The organism is Streptomyces lincolnensis (genome assembly GCF_001685355.1).
Lineage (GTDB): Bacteria > Actinomycetota > Actinomycetes > Streptomycetales > Streptomycetaceae > Streptomyces > Streptomyces lincolnensis.
Genome location: NZ_CP016438.1, coordinates 9,369,559 through 9,385,523, shown reverse-complemented (window position 1 = coordinate 9,385,523; position 15,965 = coordinate 9,369,559). Strand labels below are relative to the sequence as shown.

15 protein-coding genes are annotated in these 15,965 nt (G+C 71.9%); 5 read left to right on the top strand and 10 right to left on the bottom strand.

The genetic code is table 11. The features are described from left to right. Positions 1-85: 85 nt before the first annotated feature. Positions 86-982 carry a GNAT family N-acetyltransferase family protein gene (locus tag SLINC_RS41435; RefSeq protein WP_067443571.1) on the bottom strand — a complete coding sequence of 299 codons (897 nt, stop codon included), beginning with the start codon at positions 980-982 and terminating at the stop codon, positions 86-88. 311 nt (positions 983-1,293) lie between these two features. Between SLINC_RS41435 and SLINC_RS41430 the strand changes: the two genes are divergently transcribed. Then, entirely contained in the window at positions 1,294-1,500 is a 207-nt protein-coding gene (locus SLINC_RS41430; protein WP_067443570.1) for a hypothetical protein, read from the top strand. A 108-nt stretch (positions 1,501-1,608) separates the two neighbouring features. Further along, on the top strand, positions 1,609-3,012 hold the full coding sequence (gene sthA, locus SLINC_RS41425; RefSeq protein WP_067443569.1) for a Si-specific NAD(P)(+) transhydrogenase: 1,404 nt from the start codon (positions 1,609-1,611) through the stop codon (positions 3,010-3,012). A gap of 33 nt (positions 3,013-3,045) precedes the next feature. Here the strand turns inward: sthA and SLINC_RS41420 are convergent, their stop codons facing one another. After that, positions 3,046-3,582 (bottom strand): DUF5709 domain-containing protein, encoded by a 537-nt coding sequence (locus tag SLINC_RS41420; protein ID WP_067443568.1) that lies wholly within the window; start codon positions 3,580-3,582, stop codon positions 3,046-3,048. A 309-nt stretch (positions 3,583-3,891) separates the two neighbouring features. On the opposite strand from SLINC_RS41420, the gene SLINC_RS41415 reads away from it, so the two are divergent. Beyond that, complete coding sequence (locus tag SLINC_RS41415) at positions 3,892-5,364, top strand: APC family permease (RefSeq protein ID WP_067443567.1); 1,473 nt, start codon at positions 3,892-3,894, stop codon at positions 5,362-5,364. A 12-nt stretch (positions 5,365-5,376) separates the two neighbouring features. Further along, the gene (locus SLINC_RS41410) at positions 5,377-6,333 is read left to right on the top strand and encodes a hypothetical protein (protein ID WP_067443566.1); all 957 of its coding nucleotides are present in this window, start codon (positions 5,377-5,379) and stop codon (positions 6,331-6,333) included. A gap of 67 nt (positions 6,334-6,400) precedes the next feature. Here the strand turns inward: SLINC_RS41410 and SLINC_RS41405 are convergent, their stop codons facing one another. The 8 genes from SLINC_RS41405 to SLINC_RS41370 form a co-directional block, all read right to left on the bottom strand. Beyond that, on the bottom strand, positions 6,401-6,685 hold the full coding sequence (locus SLINC_RS41405) for a DUF6355 family natural product biosynthesis protein (RefSeq protein WP_182449264.1): 285 nt from the start codon (positions 6,683-6,685) through the stop codon (positions 6,401-6,403). A gap of 170 nt (positions 6,686-6,855) precedes the next feature. After that, a complete protein-coding gene (gene nicT, locus SLINC_RS41400) occupies positions 6,856-8,022 on the bottom strand; it encodes a Nickel transporter NicT (protein ID WP_067443564.1) in 1,167 nt (388 codons plus the stop codon). 126 nt (positions 8,023-8,148) lie between these two features. Next, entirely contained in the window at positions 8,149-9,003 is an 855-nt protein-coding gene (prcB, locus tag SLINC_RS41395) for a proteasome subunit beta (RefSeq protein ID WP_067443563.1), read from the bottom strand. 74 nt (positions 9,004-9,077) lie between these two features. Further along, positions 9,078-10,019, bottom strand: coding sequence for a lysylphosphatidylglycerol synthase domain-containing protein (locus SLINC_RS41390; protein ID WP_067443562.1), 942 nt, complete (start codon positions 10,017-10,019; stop codon positions 9,078-9,080). Continuing rightward, entirely contained in the window at positions 10,016-11,515 is a 1,500-nt protein-coding gene (locus SLINC_RS41385) for a hypothetical protein (protein WP_067443561.1), read from the bottom strand. Before SLINC_RS41385 ends, SLINC_RS41390 begins: the two co-directional genes overlap by 4 nt. 138 nt (positions 11,516-11,653) lie before the next feature. Then, positions 11,654-14,008, bottom strand: a complete 2,355-nt coding sequence (locus SLINC_RS41380; RefSeq protein ID WP_067443560.1) for a glycoside hydrolase family 65 protein — start codon at positions 14,006-14,008, stop codon at positions 11,654-11,656. Then, positions 14,005-14,745: a beta-phosphoglucomutase family hydrolase gene (locus SLINC_RS41375; protein WP_067443559.1), complete on the bottom strand. Its 741-nt coding sequence runs from the start codon at positions 14,743-14,745 to the stop codon at positions 14,005-14,007. Before SLINC_RS41375 ends, SLINC_RS41380 begins: the two co-directional genes overlap by 4 nt. 79 nt (positions 14,746-14,824) lie before the next feature. Next, on the bottom strand, positions 14,825-15,283 hold the full coding sequence (locus SLINC_RS41370) for a YybH family protein (RefSeq protein ID WP_079164976.1): 459 nt from the start codon (positions 15,281-15,283) through the stop codon (positions 14,825-14,827). A gap of 30 nt (positions 15,284-15,313) precedes the next feature. Between SLINC_RS41370 and SLINC_RS41365 the strand changes: the two genes are divergently transcribed. Further along, positions 15,314-15,955 carry a nucleoside/nucleotide kinase family protein gene (locus SLINC_RS41365; protein ID WP_067443557.1) on the top strand — a complete coding sequence of 214 codons (642 nt, stop codon included), beginning with the start codon at positions 15,314-15,316 and terminating at the stop codon, positions 15,953-15,955. The last annotated feature ends 10 nt before the right edge of the window (positions 15,956-15,965 follow it).

Below are 15,965 nucleotides of genomic sequence, written 5' to 3'. Positions count from 1 at the left end.
CCCGCCGCCGATCACTCTCGGTCAGCATGCCACCCGGCACTGACAGGCGGGCCCGGCCGCCCGCCAGTGCCGGTCGCGCGCCGGATCAGTCGGTGCCGGGCACCTGAAAGTTCAGGCGTTCCCGTACGACGGGATACCCCGCCTTGGTGAAGTTGGCGGCCATGGGGAAGTTGCCCTGGTCCGTCAGGGCTGAGACGAACTCGGCGCCCTGTTCGACCAGGAAGTGGGTGCACTCCACGAGGAGGTCGTAGGCGTAACCGTGTCCGCGCTGCTCGGGGACGACGCCGATGAAGCCGACGCAGGGCCCCGAGGGGTTGTGTGCCGGGATGTGGATGCCCGCCAGATCGCCCTCCGGTGTGTGGGCGATCTGCCACCACTCGCGGGGCGAGGGGCACCAGTGGAAGAAGTCGAGTTCCTCCTGGGCGGCCTTGTCGATCCCGCCCTCCTCGATGGCGAGCAGGGCGTGGGCGTCCAGCGTGACGGAGTGGATGCGGCGCAGCGCGTCGCGGAAGACCTCGTCGTCCGGCTCGGGACGGAAGCGCAGCCGGCCGGGGCGCTCGGGCAGCCCGTGCGCCGGGGTCCAGCGGTACAGGAAGCGTTCCACGAGGAGCTCGTAGCCGGCCTTGCGGGCGGCGGTGAAGCAGGTGTCGGCGGCGGAGCGCAGCACCGGGTCCTCGCGCCAGCCGCCGGGCAGGTTCATCTCGATTTCGACCCGCCAGGGGGCGGTGCGCAGGAGTTCGGCGCCCGCCTCCTCCTCGCCCTCGGCCACGTCGAACCAGTTGAGGTTGACGGGTTCGGTGTCGTCGGGGCCGCCCCACCAGGCACCGCGCGCCACGACCTCGCCGTCGCGCAGGGCGACGCGCTTCCAGTCGGGGCGGTGCCGGGTGCGCCGGTGTCCTTGGGCCGCGCCGAACGGGTCGGGCAGGGCGTCGAAGAGATGGGCGTCGCGCTCGTCGAGCGCGCGGATGACCAGATCGGTCATGGATTCCTCCGGGTTACGTGCTGCGAGACGCAGCGTGACGCGCTCCCGGTCAGATGTGACACGCCGGGACAACGGAAAGGGAGCGCTCGATGGTGGTGATCTGCACGGCACTCGCCTCCTTCCGTCCGTCTCTGGGCGTGGACCTCACCGTACCCCGATTGATCGGTCCCTGACACCTCCTTTTCCGACATCGGATTCCACGCGTGGCCCGCTCTCGGGATGCAGGGTGGGCCGGGGCGTTGAATGGTGATATCGGGACCGGTGAGGGTAGACCGGGACCGAGGAACGATCCGGATCCGAGGAGCTGCATCATGCCGACGTCACAGCCCGACGCGTCCGGGCCGTCCGAGGACCGCACGACCCCGGACGCCCTGCTCCACGCCCGTACCGGCACCGAAGTGTCGCCGGAGGACCTGGTCCTTGCCTCGGGCAAGGACCTCACCCCACGCAGCCTCGAATGGGCGAAGCGGAAACTGGCGGCCGAGGGGCCTGCCGCGATGGACAAGCTGCTGCCCTGACCGACCGGCGCTCGTGGGCGTGCGGTGCCTCGCGCGGCACCGGCACGCCCCCGGTGATTACCTGTTCACCCTTTCGAACCGGCCCCCGAGGGTGTCAGACTCCGGAGGGTGCCCGACTACGACATGCTCGTCATCGGATCAGGCCCCGGCGGCCAGAAGGCCGCCATCGCCGCGGCCAAGCTGGGCCGCCGGGTCGCCGTCGTCGACCGCCCCGACATGGTCGGCGGGGTCTCCATCCACACCGGCACCATCCCCTCCAAGACGCTGCGTGAAGCGGTGCTGTACCTCACCGGACTCACCCAGCGCGATCTGTACGGCCAGAGCTACCGGCTGAAGGAGGACATCACCGTCGGCGACCTGACCGCCCGCACCCAGCACGTGGTCAGCCGCGAGGTCGACGTGATCCGCAGCCAGCTCTCCCGCAACCACGTCACGCTGCACGCCGGAACGGCGCGTTTCGTCGACGCCCACACCCTCGCCCTCAGGGAGGTCAGCGGCCACGAACGGCTCCTTACGGCCGAGCACGTGGTGATCGCCACCGGGACCCGTCCCGCCCGTCCGGGCAGCGTCGAGTTCGACGGGCGGACGATCATGGACTCGGACAACGTGCTCGCCCTGGAGCGGGTGCCGCGTTCCATGGTCATCGTCGGCGCCGGCGTGATCGGCATGGAGTACGCGTCCATGTTCGCGGCGCTCGGCAGCAAGGTCACGGTGGTGGAGAAGCGGGCCGGGATGCTCGACATGTGCGACGTCGAGGTCATCGAGTCGCTCAAGTACCACCTGCGGGACCTGGCCGTGACCTTCCGCTTCGGGGAGACGGTCGCCGCGGTCGAGCGCCATCCCCGGGGCACGCTCACCATCCTGGAGAGCGGCAAGAAGATCCCGGCCGACGCCGTGATGTACTCGGCGGGCCGGCAGGGCCTGACCGATGACCTCGACCTCGACAAGGCCGGGCTCTCGGCGGACCCGCGCGGCCGGATCGCGGTGGACGAGCACTACCGCACCGAGGTGCCGCACATCTACGCCGTCGGTGACGTGATCGGTTTCCCGGCGCTGGCGGCGACCTCGATGGAGCAGGGCCGCGCGGCGGCGTACCACGCGTGCGGAGAGCCCGTGCCCCGGATGCACAATCTCCAGCCGATCGGCATCTACACCATCCCGGAGATCAGTTTCGTGGGCCGGACCGAGGACCAGCTCACCGAGGACCGGGTGCCGTTCGAGGTGGGCATCTCCCGCTATCGCGAGCTGGCCCGCGGACAGATCATGGGCGACTCGCACGGCATGCTGAAGCTGCTGGTCTCTCCCGAGGACCGCACCCTGCTCGGGGTGCACTGCTTCGGCACGGGCGCGACCGAGCTGATCCACATCGGCCAGTCCGTGATGGGCTGCGGCGGTACGGTCGACTATCTGGTCGACGCGGTCTTCAACTACCCGACCCTGGCGGAGTCGTACAAGGTCGCCGCCCTGGACGCCACGAACAAGCTGCGGCTGATCGACCGGATCGGGGACTGAACGTGCCGAGGGCGCAAGGGCTCTGACAGAGCGTCAGATCTCGTCGCCCTCGGCGTCGTACGCGCCCCCGTCCTCGAACTCGTCCTCCGGCAGGTCCGCGTCGTCCGCGACGACATGCACGGCGGCCTCCTCCGCGCCGGCGGCTCCCGCGTCGATGCCCACGTCGGAGGCGACGGCCTCCTTGGTGGTGTCGGGGTGGGCGCCCTCGTCGGGGGCGACCAGGCGCCCGGCGCGAGCCTCGCCCGCCTCCGGGTCGACCGGTTCGCCCGCCGCGTCGGGGGCGTCGCCGATGCCGTCACCGGAGGCCGGGGCCACATCGGGGACCTCCTGGGCGAGCCGCTGGTCCAGGCTCTCGCCGTCGCGCTGCTCGGCGGCCGTGGTGCCGTGTCCGGTGACGCCGAGGGGCTTCTCCGGCGGCGAGTACCCCTCGTCCAGGGTGTCGTCGTAGGTGCGCTCGTCGAGGGCGTCCTGGAGGTCGAGCGGGCTGGCGTCCTCCTGCTCCTCGTTGCTGCCGGTGGGCTGGTACGCGTCGTCCGCCATCGGTTCGGCGTCGGTGCGTTCCGTGTCCATGACCGCCTCCCTTGCGCTCTCGTGCACTGCTGTCTCTCGGGTGTCCCGATCCGCCACCGACAACCACGGGAGGTTACTTCCCGGTCAATCTTGAAAGCTCAAAGGGTGCCGCTATCATCACACGCACACACGGTGTGACCGTCCGCCCACGCAGCGGTCCCGCGGCATCCGCCACGCCTTCTTCCACTCTCCCGGCCCGAGGCCATCCCTCGTGTGTCCGGGGCCGGTTCACCGCTTCACCCCCCACCCCCCCCGACGCCGTCAGGGCCGGTCGCCCTCACGTCGTGCACGACGGAAAGCAGCGCAACCATGAGCATCAACAGGGGCAGAGGACTTCAGGCCAACGCCCTCGGCACGTTCGACACGGTGGTGATGGCCGTGGCGGGCAGTGCGCCGGCCTACTCCCTGGCCGCGACCACCGCGGTGCTGGTCGGGGCGGTGGGCCTGGCCAGTCCGGCCGCTCTGCTGTACTGCGCCATACCGATGCTGGGCATCGCGCTGGCGTTCAGCTATCTGGGCCGCATCGACGTGAACGCGGGCGCCAGTTACTCCTGGGTGGGCCGAACTCTCCATCCCTTTCTGGGCTTCATGAGCGGCTGGGCGCTGGTGATCTCGACGACCATCTTCATGGTCGCCGGTTCACTGCCCGCCGGTTCGATGACGCTGTCCCTCTTCGACGAGCAACTCGCCGAGAACACCGCGCTGTCCACGGCCGTCGGGGCGGGCTGGTTCCTCATCATGCTGCTCGTCGTGCTGGGCGGTGCCCGGCTCACCGTGCGCGCGCAGTTCCTCATGTCGGGCATAGAGCTGGCCATCCTGGCGCTCTTCGCGGTGCTCGCCGTCTTCCACACCGACAACGCCCGTGCGTTCGACTGGTCCTGGCTCGGATTCGGTCACTTCGACGGCATGGCCGGCTTCGCGTCGGGCGCGCTGATCGCCGCGTTCTACTACTGGGGCTGGGACGTCACCAGCAACCTGAGCGAGGAGACCCGCAACAGCCGTCGTACGACGGGACTCGCGGGCCTCATCGGCGTCGGGATCGTCTTCCTGCTGTTCGAGGCGTTCACCATCGCGGTGAACATGATCCTGTCCGCGAAGCAGATCGAGGAGAACGACGCCAACGTGCTCGCGGTGCTCGGCGAGGAGATCTGGCCGGGCTGGGGCGGCAAGTTGCTGGTCGTGGCGGTGATGCTGTCCACCATCGCCACTTTGGAGACCACCCTCATCCAGGTCACCCGCTCCCTGTTCGCGATGGGCCGGGACCGGACGATGCCGTCCGCGCTGGGCCGCGTCCATCCCCACTGGAACACGCCGTGGGTGGCCATCACGGTCGTGGGCACGGTGGCGATGGTGATGCTGGTCGCCTCCAACGCCCTGGGCACCGTCGGCGACATCCTCTCCGACGCCATCTCGGCGATCGGCCTCCAGATCGCCGTGTACTACGGACTCGCCGGGCTCGCCGCGGTCGTCGCCTACCGCAGGATGCTGCTGAAGTCGGTGGCCAACTTCGTCCTCGGCGGGCTGTGGCCGCTGTTCGGCTCCCTGTTCATGTTCTGGGTGCTGGTCGAGTCACTGGGCGAGCTGAGCACCGCGTCGGTCACGATCGGCCTCGGCGGCCTGGCCGTGGGCCTGATCCCGATGTTCTGGTACTGGATGCGGGGCAGCGACTACTACCGGCCCGCCCGGCTGGACGCCGCCCGCACGATCGAGACGGAGTACGTCCCCGACGACGGCGCGCTCGCGCACTCCCGGGCCCACGAGGGTTTCCCCACCGACTTCTGAGGGAGACGCCCGATGGCGAGAGACCGTTTCACTCCCGACTTCGACCCCGACTGCGGGGACACCGCCCTCGGCATCGCCCGCCAGGACATCGTCATCGGCCGCTGGCAGGGACTGCGCGAACTACTGCGGAGCACCGGCCCGGACTGGCCGGTGCGGGGGCACCGCGTCCGGCGGCTCGCGCAGGTCTGCGCGTCCAGTTCGACGGTGGAGACCTGGCTGGCCGCCGAGCCGAGCCCGGACGCGCTGGTGCTGCGGGCGGCGACCGAGACGACCCGGGCGTTCAACGTGGCCATCGCCGCGGGCCGGGGCGTGCCGATCGACCAGCACCGTGTCGACGGCGCGGTCATGGCCTGCCTCCAGGCGGCCCAGGCGTATCCGGAGGACCCCACCCCCTGGGTCTCCCTGATCTCCGTGGCGCGGCTGTATCCCTCCGGGGTGCGCCGGCAGGAACTGGCGCGCTGGTGGGACGAGTTGCACGGGCGGGACCCGTACAGCGTGGAGGGCCACCTCCAGGTGCTGCACTACTACGCGGCGCGTTGGCACGGATCGCACGGCCTGATGTACGACTTCGCCCGTGACGCGGCGGGCGTGTCCCCGCCCGGCTGCGCGCTGCCGGTGCTGGTGCAGTACGCCCGGGTCGAGGAGTTCCGGTACGCCCAGGACGCCGCGGCCGACGGACGGGCGCCGGTGAGGCTGGGGCAGCACTGGAAGAACGACGGCGCCGTCAGCGACATAGAGCGCACCTGGCAGCGCTGGTTCGCGGACCGGCCGGAGACGGAGGTGGCGCCGGCCGAGCTGCGCGATGTCAACCACCTGGCCCACGCGGCCTGTCACGCGGGCGTCCGGGAGGTCGCGGCCCCTCTGCTGACGCTGCTGGGGCGGCGCGGCACCCGCACCCCGTGGTCCTACACCGGGGAGCCGGAGAGGGAACTCCTCAAGTGGCGCAAGGACCTGCGGCTGCGGTCCTGAGACGGAAGTGCTCCGTACCGCCCGGGGCGGGCGGTACGGAGCACCGGGTCACACGCGGAGCGGGTCGTCAGCAGGTGCGGCCGACGTAGTAGGCGCCCTGGATCTTGCTGGCGGAGCCGAGCCAGTGCTTGCCCGGGCCGACGCAGCGCTCGTAGTCGGGCGCGAGAGCGACCTCGACCTTGATCACCACACGGGAGCCGTCGGAGGTGCAGTGGTTGTAGAAGGCGTCGGAGCCCGTCTCGAAGAACCCGCAGGGGTCGGCCGCCGCGGGGCTCGCGGTGGTGGTCACCGCGCCCAGCGAGGCGAGCACGAGAGCGGCGGAACCGAGGGCGTTGGTGAAGGTACGACGCATACGCAAGGGAACTCCTTGGCCGATGTCCGAAACGAGAACTACCGCCCCAGAATGGCCGGTGCGCCCCGCCCGCTTGAGCACTCGCCATGCCCTTTCACCTGGTGAATCGTTCTGCCGCTACGCCGCTGGAGTGATCTTGGGCCGTTCTCCCCCGCGGCGCCGCCTTCTCCTCAGGCGCCCTCCTCGGCCCCGGCGGCCGGCCGGGCCAGTCCCGCGGACCACTTCTCCTCGATCCGGCCGACCTTCCACACGATCAGGGCGACGATCCAGGTGGCGAAGAAGAGGCCCACGATGACGAAGCCGAGGACGTTCAGGTCGAGGCCGGCGATCCAGTCCCAGAACGGGCCGTGCAGGCCGAGCCTGTCGACGAGCAGGCCGAGGAGTTCGACCGTGCCGATGAGGAGGGCGACGGCGACCGACAGGCCGGTGATGGTGAGGTTGTAGTAGACCTTGCGGACCGGCTTGGAGAAGGCCCAGCCGTAGGCGAAGTTCATGAAGGAGCCGTCGATCGTGTCGAGGAGCGACATACCGGCGGCGAACAGCACGGGCAGGCACAGGATCGCGTACCAGGGCAGGCCGGAGGCGGCGCCGGAGCCCGCCAGGACGAGCAGGGCGATCTCGGTGGCGGTGTCGAAGCCGAGGCCGAAGAGCAGGCCGAGCGGGTACATCTGCCAGGACTTGGTGATCGACTTCATGACCCGGCCCAGCAGGCGGTTCATGAAGCCGCGGTTGTTCAGCTGCTCCTCCAGGGCGGCCTCGTCGTAGTGGCCCGAGCGCATCTGCCGGAACACCTTCCAGATGCCGGCCAGGATGACCAGGTTGATCGCGGCGATGATGTACAGGAAGGTCCCGGAGACGGTCGTACCGATGAGTCCGGTGACGTCGTGGAGCCCGGAGCCGTCGTCGCGGACGGGTCCCGCGAGGGTCTTCACGCCGAGGGAGAGCAGCAGGGCCAGGGCGAAGACGACGCTGGAGTGGCCGAGCGAGAACCAGAAGCCGACCGACAGCGGGCGCTGTCCCTCGCCCATCAGCTTGCGGGTGGTGTTGTCGATCGCCGCGATGTGGTCGGCGTCGAAGGCGTGCCGCATGCCGAGGGTGTAGGCGGTGACGCCGATGCCGATGCCGAAGGACTTCTCGCCGATGCTGTAGTGGTGCGGGGCGACGATCGCGATCAGCGTGAACCAGCCGATCACGTGGAGGGCCACGATCACGGCGGCCATCCCGCCCACCCTGAGCCACTCCTGCCGCGTCATGGAGCCGCGGACGCGGTGCCAGGCCGACCCCTTGGCGGGGGCGGCGGGGAGGAGGGACGGAGTGGACCCAGGGGCGGCCGTCATCGGGGGAGGATCTTTCTTCCGGTCGAACGGCCGCGTCCAGCAGCCTCGTGCCATCCTCCGGTACCTGCAAGCCATGTGCAGTAAAGCCCGTGGCAGGTCTTGCCCACGAGTGGGGAAAGTGCCCTGTCAGGCGGTCGCGTTCGGTCCGTCCGGCCTGCTGCTGCGCTGGGCGGCCATCTCGCGGCACAGCTCCTCGGTCTCCGGTTCGGGCAGGCGCTCGAAGCCGTCCTCGGTGATGAGCGAGACGATGGGGAAGATCCGGCGGTTGACGTCCGGGCCGCCGGTCGCGGAGTCGTCGTCGGCCGCGTCGTAGAGGGCCTGGAGGGCGGCCAGGGCCGCCTCGCGCCGGTCCATGCCCCTGCGGAACAGCTTCTTCAACGCGCCCCGGGCGTAGGGGGATCCGGAGCCCTCGGCGTGGAAGTCCCGCTTCTCGTACAGTCCGCCGGCGACGTCGAAGCTGAAGATGCGGCCCCGCTCGCCCTCGGGCGCCGAGGGGTCGTAGCCGGTCATGAGCGGTACGACGGCCAGGCCCTGCATGGCCTGGCCGAGGTTCTGCCGGATCATGCCGGCCAGCCGCCTCGCCTTGCCGTCGAGGCTCATCGCGACGCCCTCGATCTTCTCGAAGTGCTTCAGCTCGACCTGGTACAGCTTCACCATGTCCAGGGCCAGTCCGACGGTGCCGGCGAAGGCGACCGCCGTGTAGTCGTCGGCGGGGTGCACCTTCTCCAGGTCGCGCTGGGCGATCAGGTTGCCCATGGTGGCCCTGCGGTCCCCGGCGATCAGGACGCCGTCGCGGTAGGCCAGGGCCAGCACGGTGGTGCCGTGCGGCACCCGGTCGGGTGCCGCCACCACGCCGTCCGGCAGGACCCGGCGGGTGACGAGCAGTTCAGGTCGGTGCGCGGCCAGGAACTCGGTGAAGGACGAGGTGCCCGGAGTGAAGAACTCCTCCCCCAGCCGGCCGCCGTTCTCGTTCCACGCCATGGCACTCCCCCTCGCCTCGGAACCGACACCCGGTGTCCTACCAGAAGCGGCCGGGCGGGAAACGCCGGGTGCGCTCAGACAGCTCTGCGGCGCACGAGGATCCCGAGCACCAGCAGTCCGGGGACCAGCGGGATCCACACCGTCAGCAGGCGGTAGCCGAGCACGGCGGAGGCGGCCGCCGCGGCCGGTGCTCCGGCGGCGGCCAGAGCCAGGGCGAGCGCGGCGTCCAGGGAGCCGAGGTTGCCGGGCGTGGGCAGCAGGGCGGCGGCGCTGCTCGCGGCCAGGTACAGCAGCGCCACCAGGGCCGGGGCCAGGGGCAGGCCGACGGCCCGGGTGACGGCGATCAGCACGAGCGCGTGCAGCACGGCGAAGGCCAGCGAGCCGCCCCACAGGGCCGCCGCCCGGCGCGGTCGCGCGTGGACGGCGCGGACGTCGGCCAGCACCGAGCCGAGCGCGCGGCGGCACCGCGGCCACAGGCGGGCGGCCGGCAGGGCGGTGACACCGAGCGCCAGGCCGCCGGCGAGCGCCCAGGCGCCCCAGGCGGGCGGGATCCTCAGGACGCCCGGGCAGGCGGTGGCCAGGACGACGATCAGGGCGGCGCGCGTCACCGCCCCGGCCGTGGCCTTGACCGCGACGGCGGTCGCCGAGCGGCCAGCCGGCATGCCGCAGCGCATGAGGAAGCGCAGCACGACGGCGCCCGAGCCGAGCCCGGCGGGCAGGACGTGGTTGGCGGCGCAGGCGGCGAACTGGGCGGCCACCAGCCGTCCGCGGGGCAGCCGCCGGAGCACGGCGCCCTGCTGGGCGAGGGCCGCGCACAGCCAGGTGCCCGCCGCGGCCGCCGCGCCGGTCAGCAGCCAGCCCTGGTCGGCCACCGCCAGGCGCAGGGCGCCGGTCTCCAGGACGGGCCAGTGCCGTCTGGCCAGACAGCCGACGGCGACCAGGACGGCGAGGGTCAGGGCGGTGTGCCAGTAGAGGTGTCTTCGGGTGGGCGCGACGGCGAGTTGCCCGGAGGTCATGCGGGCCCGTTGTCGCGCGGGACCGGTGCCAGGTGGAGGTCGAGGTCGGCGGACTCGTGGGTCTGCCAGCCGCGGGCGTAGCCGGGTGGCGCGACGCCCGGCCTGCTCAGGGCGGCGGTCGGGATCCGCTCGGCGGTGCGCCGGATGCCGGCCGGGGTGTTGTTGGCGTTGTTGCCGCTGGTGTTGGCCGCGGAGCAGCCCGTGTAGTGGGCGACCGGGATGGCCTCGTGCCCGGTGAGCAGGCAGGGCGGGCGGACGCCGAGGCGGTGCAGGTCGGCGGCGGTGCGGGCCCAGTCACGGCGGTCGGCCGTGGTGCGGTCCACGGTGCGGTCCAGCACCGCGTACTGCACGGCCAGATGTCCCATCAGGCCGATCGCGACCAGGGCGGCGGCCACCGGACGCCATCGGCCGTCCGGCTTCCCGACCAGGTGGAACAGCGCGTCGGCGACCGGGATCGCGAGCAGCAGGTAGGCGGGCAGCAGGAAGCGCGGGGCGGCGTACCCGATCATGAACAGGTAGGGCAGAGCGGCCGTGCCGGCGCAGGCCAGGAGCAGCAACGTGGGTCCGGTGCGGCGGGCCCGGACGGCGACGGCCAGACCGACGGCGGCGAGCAGCGGGAGGACGAACCACCAGGCCGTGATCACCGGGCTGGGCAGCGCTCCGGTGCACGGGCGGCACAGGGCCCGCCCCATCAGGCCGCGCATCTGGTCGTCGACGGCGAAGTGCCAGCCCAGGCCGCCCTGCACCTCCGAGGCGTCGTGCAGCCGCTGCGCCAGACCGCCGTAGGAGAGGTGGGCGTCGATCACCCACTGCGCCGCGCCCGCCGCGAGGCCCGCCGCCAGGGCGAGGCCGGGCCGCCACAGGCGGGTGGCCGCGGCGAGGACGAGCAGCGGCAGCGTCACCCAGACCGCGTCGGTGGGACGCATCCACGCCATGACCGCGCCGCCGGCCGCCACGCCCCACAGGGCGGCCCGGTCCAGGCGGTCGGCGCGGGCCCGCAGGAACGAACCGACCGTGGCCAGGGCGCCGAACGCGACCCAGTGGTTGGGCATCGCCTGCGGGCCGTAGAAGAGGCTCACCCACAAGGTGGCGAACAGCGCGCCGGCCACGGCCAGGACCCGGGTCGGGAACATGCCGCGCCACACCCGCAGGGCCAGGTAGAGGCCGAGGCCCGACAGCAGCGCGAGATAGACGCGCAGCAGTTCCGTGGAGGTCGACCAGGAGGCCACGGGCCACACCAGCAGCGGGACGCCCCACGCGCGCGGGGCGCTGAAGAAGGCGGCCGGCGCCTGGGTGCCGACCTGGCTGACGTACACCGTCTCGTCCCAGCCGAGTCCCATGCCGGGGCGTACGAGGACCAGTTGGGCGAGGGTGTAGAGGCCGGCCACCGCCGCCAGCGGCCACGAACCGCGCGTCCGGTACCAGGGCGCGCGCGGCACGCTCACCGGCTCGCGTCGTCGCATACCGACGAGCATGGCGTTCGTGCCGTGGGCCATCGTCCACCCCTCACCCCTACCTGGCGTAGGGCGTCTAAGACCCCACAAACGGGCCGGGGACAGCGGAACACGGCCAAACTAACCCGCATCGGACGGGTGCGCAGGGCGGAGTTCGGCCAGGTGCCTGACAGCCTTCGGTCAGCCGGCGTGCGGACCGCGGTGCGGGGGCTGTTCCGGGGCCGGGCGGGCCTGGGGCGCCGGGACGGGGCGGGCGACCGGACCGTCGCCGTTCACGGTGAGCGGGCTGCCGTGATGGCGGATCGTCAGCGGGCCGCCCGACAGCAGGGTGTACGTCGCCTTGTCCGGCCCGATCTCCACGCGCAACCGGCGGTCGAGGATCTGGAGCGTGAACGCGAGACGGCTGAACCGCTCGGGCAGGCGGGGCGCGAACCGCAGCGAGTCGCCGTCGCGGCGCAGTCCGCCGAACCCGGCCACCAGCGCCGTCCAGGTCCCGGCGAGGGAGGCGATGTGCAGCCCGTCGCGGGTGTTGTGCTCCAGGTCCGCCAGGTCCATCAGCGCCGCCTCGGCCGTATAGGCGTAGGCGAGGTCCAGATGCCCGGACTGGGCGGCGACGACGGCCTGGGCGCACGCCGAGAGCGAGGAGTCCCGTACGGTCAGCGGCTCGTAGTAGGCGAAGTTGCGGGCGATCTGTTCCTCGTCGTGGAACTCCTCGAACCAGCCGCCGCACAGGTACATCGCCAGGACCAGGTCGGCCTGTTTGACGACCTGCTTGCGGTAGAGGTCGAAGTAGGGGAAGTGGAGCATCAGCGGGTACTGGTCGGGGCGGGTGCCCTCGAAGTCCCAGCGCTGGTAGCGGGTGAACCCGGCGTGCTGTTCGTGGACGCCGAGTTCGTGGTTGTAGGGGATGTGCACGGCCCGGGCGGCGTCGCGCCAGCCGGCGGTCTCCTCGTCGTCGACGCCGAGTTCGCCGGCCTGGTCCCGGTGGCGTTCGCAGGCGTCGGCGGCCGCGAGGAGGTTCGAGCGGGCCATCAGGTTGGTGTACAGGTTGTCGTCGGCGACCGCGCTGTACTCGTCGGGGCCGGTGACGCCGTCGATGTGGAAGACGCCGTGGTGGTCGTGGTGGCCGAGGGAGCGCCACAGGCGGGCCGTCTCCACCAGCAGTTCCAGGCCGGTGTCGCGTTCGAAGGCGGTGTCGCCGGTCGCCGCCGTGTAGCGGACCACGGCGTCGGCCACGGCGGCGTTGACGTGGAAGGCGGCCGTGCCGGCGGGCCAGTACGCGGAGCCCTCCGAGCCCTCGATGGTCCGCCAGGGGAACGCGGCGCCGCGCAGGCCGAGTTGGGCCGCGCGCTCGCGGGCGGCGGGCAGGGTGCGCTGCCGCCAGCGCAGCGCCTCGGAGACGGCGTCGGGCGAGGTGTAGGTCAGCAGGGGCAGGACGAAGGTCTCGGTGTCCCAGAAGGCGTGACCGTCGTAGCCGGAGCCGGTCAGTCCCTTGGCGGGGATGGCCCGTTGTTCGGCGCGGGCCCCGGCCTGGAGGACGTGGAAGAGGGCGAAGCGGACCGCCTGCTGGATCTCCTCGTCGCCGTCGACCTCGACGTCGGCGCGCGCCCAGAAGTCGTCGAGGTAGGCCCGCTGCTCGTCCAGGAGCCCCTGCCAGCCGCCGTGTGCGGCCGCGGCCAGGGCCGCCTCGACCTGGTCGCTCATCGCGGGCCGGGAGCGGGCGCTCGACCAGCCGTGGGCGACGAGCTTCTCCACCCGCAGCCGCTGGCCCGGTTCCAGCACGGAGGTGACGGTCAGACGGGAGACGTCCACGTTGCTCTCGCTGCCGGTCGTGGTCCGTTCGGGGCCGTCGAGGACATGGTCGGCGGCCACCGCGACCCTGAGGCCGCTGCGGCGGGTGCGGTGCACCAGGCGCAGCCGCAGACCGTCGGCGAAGTCCTCCTCCGGCTCCAGCGGCGACTTCAGCGCCCGGGCCGCGCGCGGGTCGCCGTTCGGGTCGGGCAGGCTCTCGTTGGTCACGAGCTCCGACTGGATCACCACGCGCGTCCGGCAGCCGACCGGTTCCACCTCGTAGGCCACGGCGGCGATCGCCCGCTGCGTGAGGGAGACCAGCCGTGTCGAGCGCACCCGCACCCGGGAACCGGCCGGGGATATCCACTCGCAGGTCCGCTCCAGTACGCCCCGGCGCAGGTCCAGGGTGCGTTCGTGGGCGACGAGACGGCCGTAGCGCAGGTCGAAGGGCTCGTCGTCGACCAGCAGGCGCAGCACTTTGCCGTTGGTGACGTTGATGGCGGTCTGGCCGGACTCCGGGTAGCCGTAGCCCGCCTCGGCGTAGGGCAGGGGGTGCAGTTCGTGCACGCCGTTGAGGTAGGTGCCGGGCAGTCCGTGGGGCTCGCCCTCGTCGAGGTTGCCGCGCCAGCCGACGTGGCCGTTGGACAGCGCGAACACGGACTCGCTCTGGGCCAGTACGTCGAGCCGGAGGTCGGTCTCGCGCACGGCCCAGGGCTCGACGGTGTACGAGCGGTGGGTGATCACTCCTTGCCTCCCAGTTCCGCGAGATCCTTCACGACCACGTCAGCGCCGTGCGCGTACAGGGCCTTGGTCTGTCCGACCCGGTCCACGCCGACGACGTACCCGAAGCGGCCCGAGCGGCCCGCGTCCATGCCGGCCAATGCGTCCTCGAAGACCGCGCAGCGCGCGGGTTCGACGCCCAGGTCGTGGGCGGCGGCCAGGAAGGTGTCCGGGTGCGGCTTGCCCGGCAGTTTCCGCTCGGCGGCCACCACGCCGTCGACGCGTACGTCGAAGTAGTGCTCGGCGTGGACGGCACGCAGGACGTCCCGGCAGTTGGCGCTGGAGGAGACGATCGCGGTGCGCAGATCGTGCGCGCGCACCGCGTCGAGATACCGCAGGGTGCCGTCGTAGGCCTCGACACCGTCGGTGCGGATCTTCTCCAGCACCAGTTCGTTCTTGCGGTTGCCCAGGCCGTGGACGGTCGGGGCGTCCGGTGGGTCGCCCGGGTCGCCCTCGGGCAGCTCGATGCCCCGGGAGGCGAGGAAACTGCGTACGCCGTCGCCGCGGGGGCGGCCGTCGACGTACTCGTCGTAGTCGTGGTCGTCGAACGGCCGGAAGTCGTCGCCCTCGCGGTCGCGCAGGAACGCGTCGAACATCTCCTTCCAGGCGGCCGCGTGCACCACGGCGGTCCGGGTGACGACGCCGTCGAGGTCGAAGAGGCAGGCCTGGATGTCCTCGGGAAGACCGAGCTGCGTGGTCATACAGGACCCGGTTCCCCGGAGAAGCGTCTCCAGTGAGTGGCGCACGCCACACGGTGGCCGAAAGGGGTGCTCGGGCGGGTCAGTCATGGGGGAAGGAGTGGTGTTCGTGGGCGACCAGCCAGCGGCCCCGTTCCTTGCGCAGGCCGAAGGTCAGCCGCAGCCGCAGGGTGGGGTGCGCGGCGAGTTCCTCCGGGGAGGCGCAGCGCACCAGTGCGTGGGCGTAGGCGACGTCGGTGCCGGCCGTGATGTCGAGGGTGTCGATGTCGAAGCGGGCGCCCTGGGCCTGCCACGCGAAGAAGGGCGGCCAGGCGGCACCGTAGGCGGCGAGGCCGCGGATGCCGTCGTGGGGCGGTGGCACGTCGAACATCACGAGGTCCTCGGCGTGGTCGGCGAGGACACCCGCCAGGTCGCCGCGGTGGACGGCTGCGGCCCACTGGGTGATCAGTGCGCGGATCTGTGCCTCGTCGGTCGGTGCGTCGGACACGGTCTGGGCTCCCTCCTCCCCCGGGTCAAGGGTGCCTCGCCCACCTGTGGTCATCGACTCGGGGCCGGATGGCACACTCGGTCCGTGCCGCCGACCTTCGACGATCTCCTGATCCGCGCCCGCTCCCTCGCCCCCGACGGCCGCCGTGCGGTTCTGGGGATCGCCGGCAGTCCCGGCGCGGGCAAGACGACACTCGCCGAGCGACTGGTGCGGGCGCTGAACGCGGACGGGGAGCCGTGGGTGGCGCATGTGCCGATGGACGGCTTCCATCTCGCCGACGTCGAACTCGAACGGCTGGGGCTGCGGGACCGCAAGGGGGCTCCGCAGACCTTCGACGCCTTCGGGTACGCGGCGCTGTTGCGGCGGCTGCGGGTCCAGGGGGACGACGAGGTGGTGTACGCGCCCGGGTTCGAGCGGGTGCTGGAGCAGCCGATCGCGGGGGCGATCGCGGTGTCGCCCAGTGCGCGGCTCGTCGTGACCGAGGGGAACTACCTCCTGCTCGGCACGGGGGCGTGGGGGCGGGTCCGGGCCGAGGTGGACGAGGTGTGGTTCTGCGAGATCGACGAGGAGGAGCGCCTTCGGCGGCTGGTCGCCCGGCATGTCGCGTTCGGGAAGTCGTACGAGGAGGCGGTGGCGTGGGTGCGTCGCAGCGACCAGCGCAATGCCGAACTGGTCGCCGCGAGTCGGGGGCGGGCGGACCTGGTGGTGTGTGAGGACGCGCTGTAGCGGCGTTGGT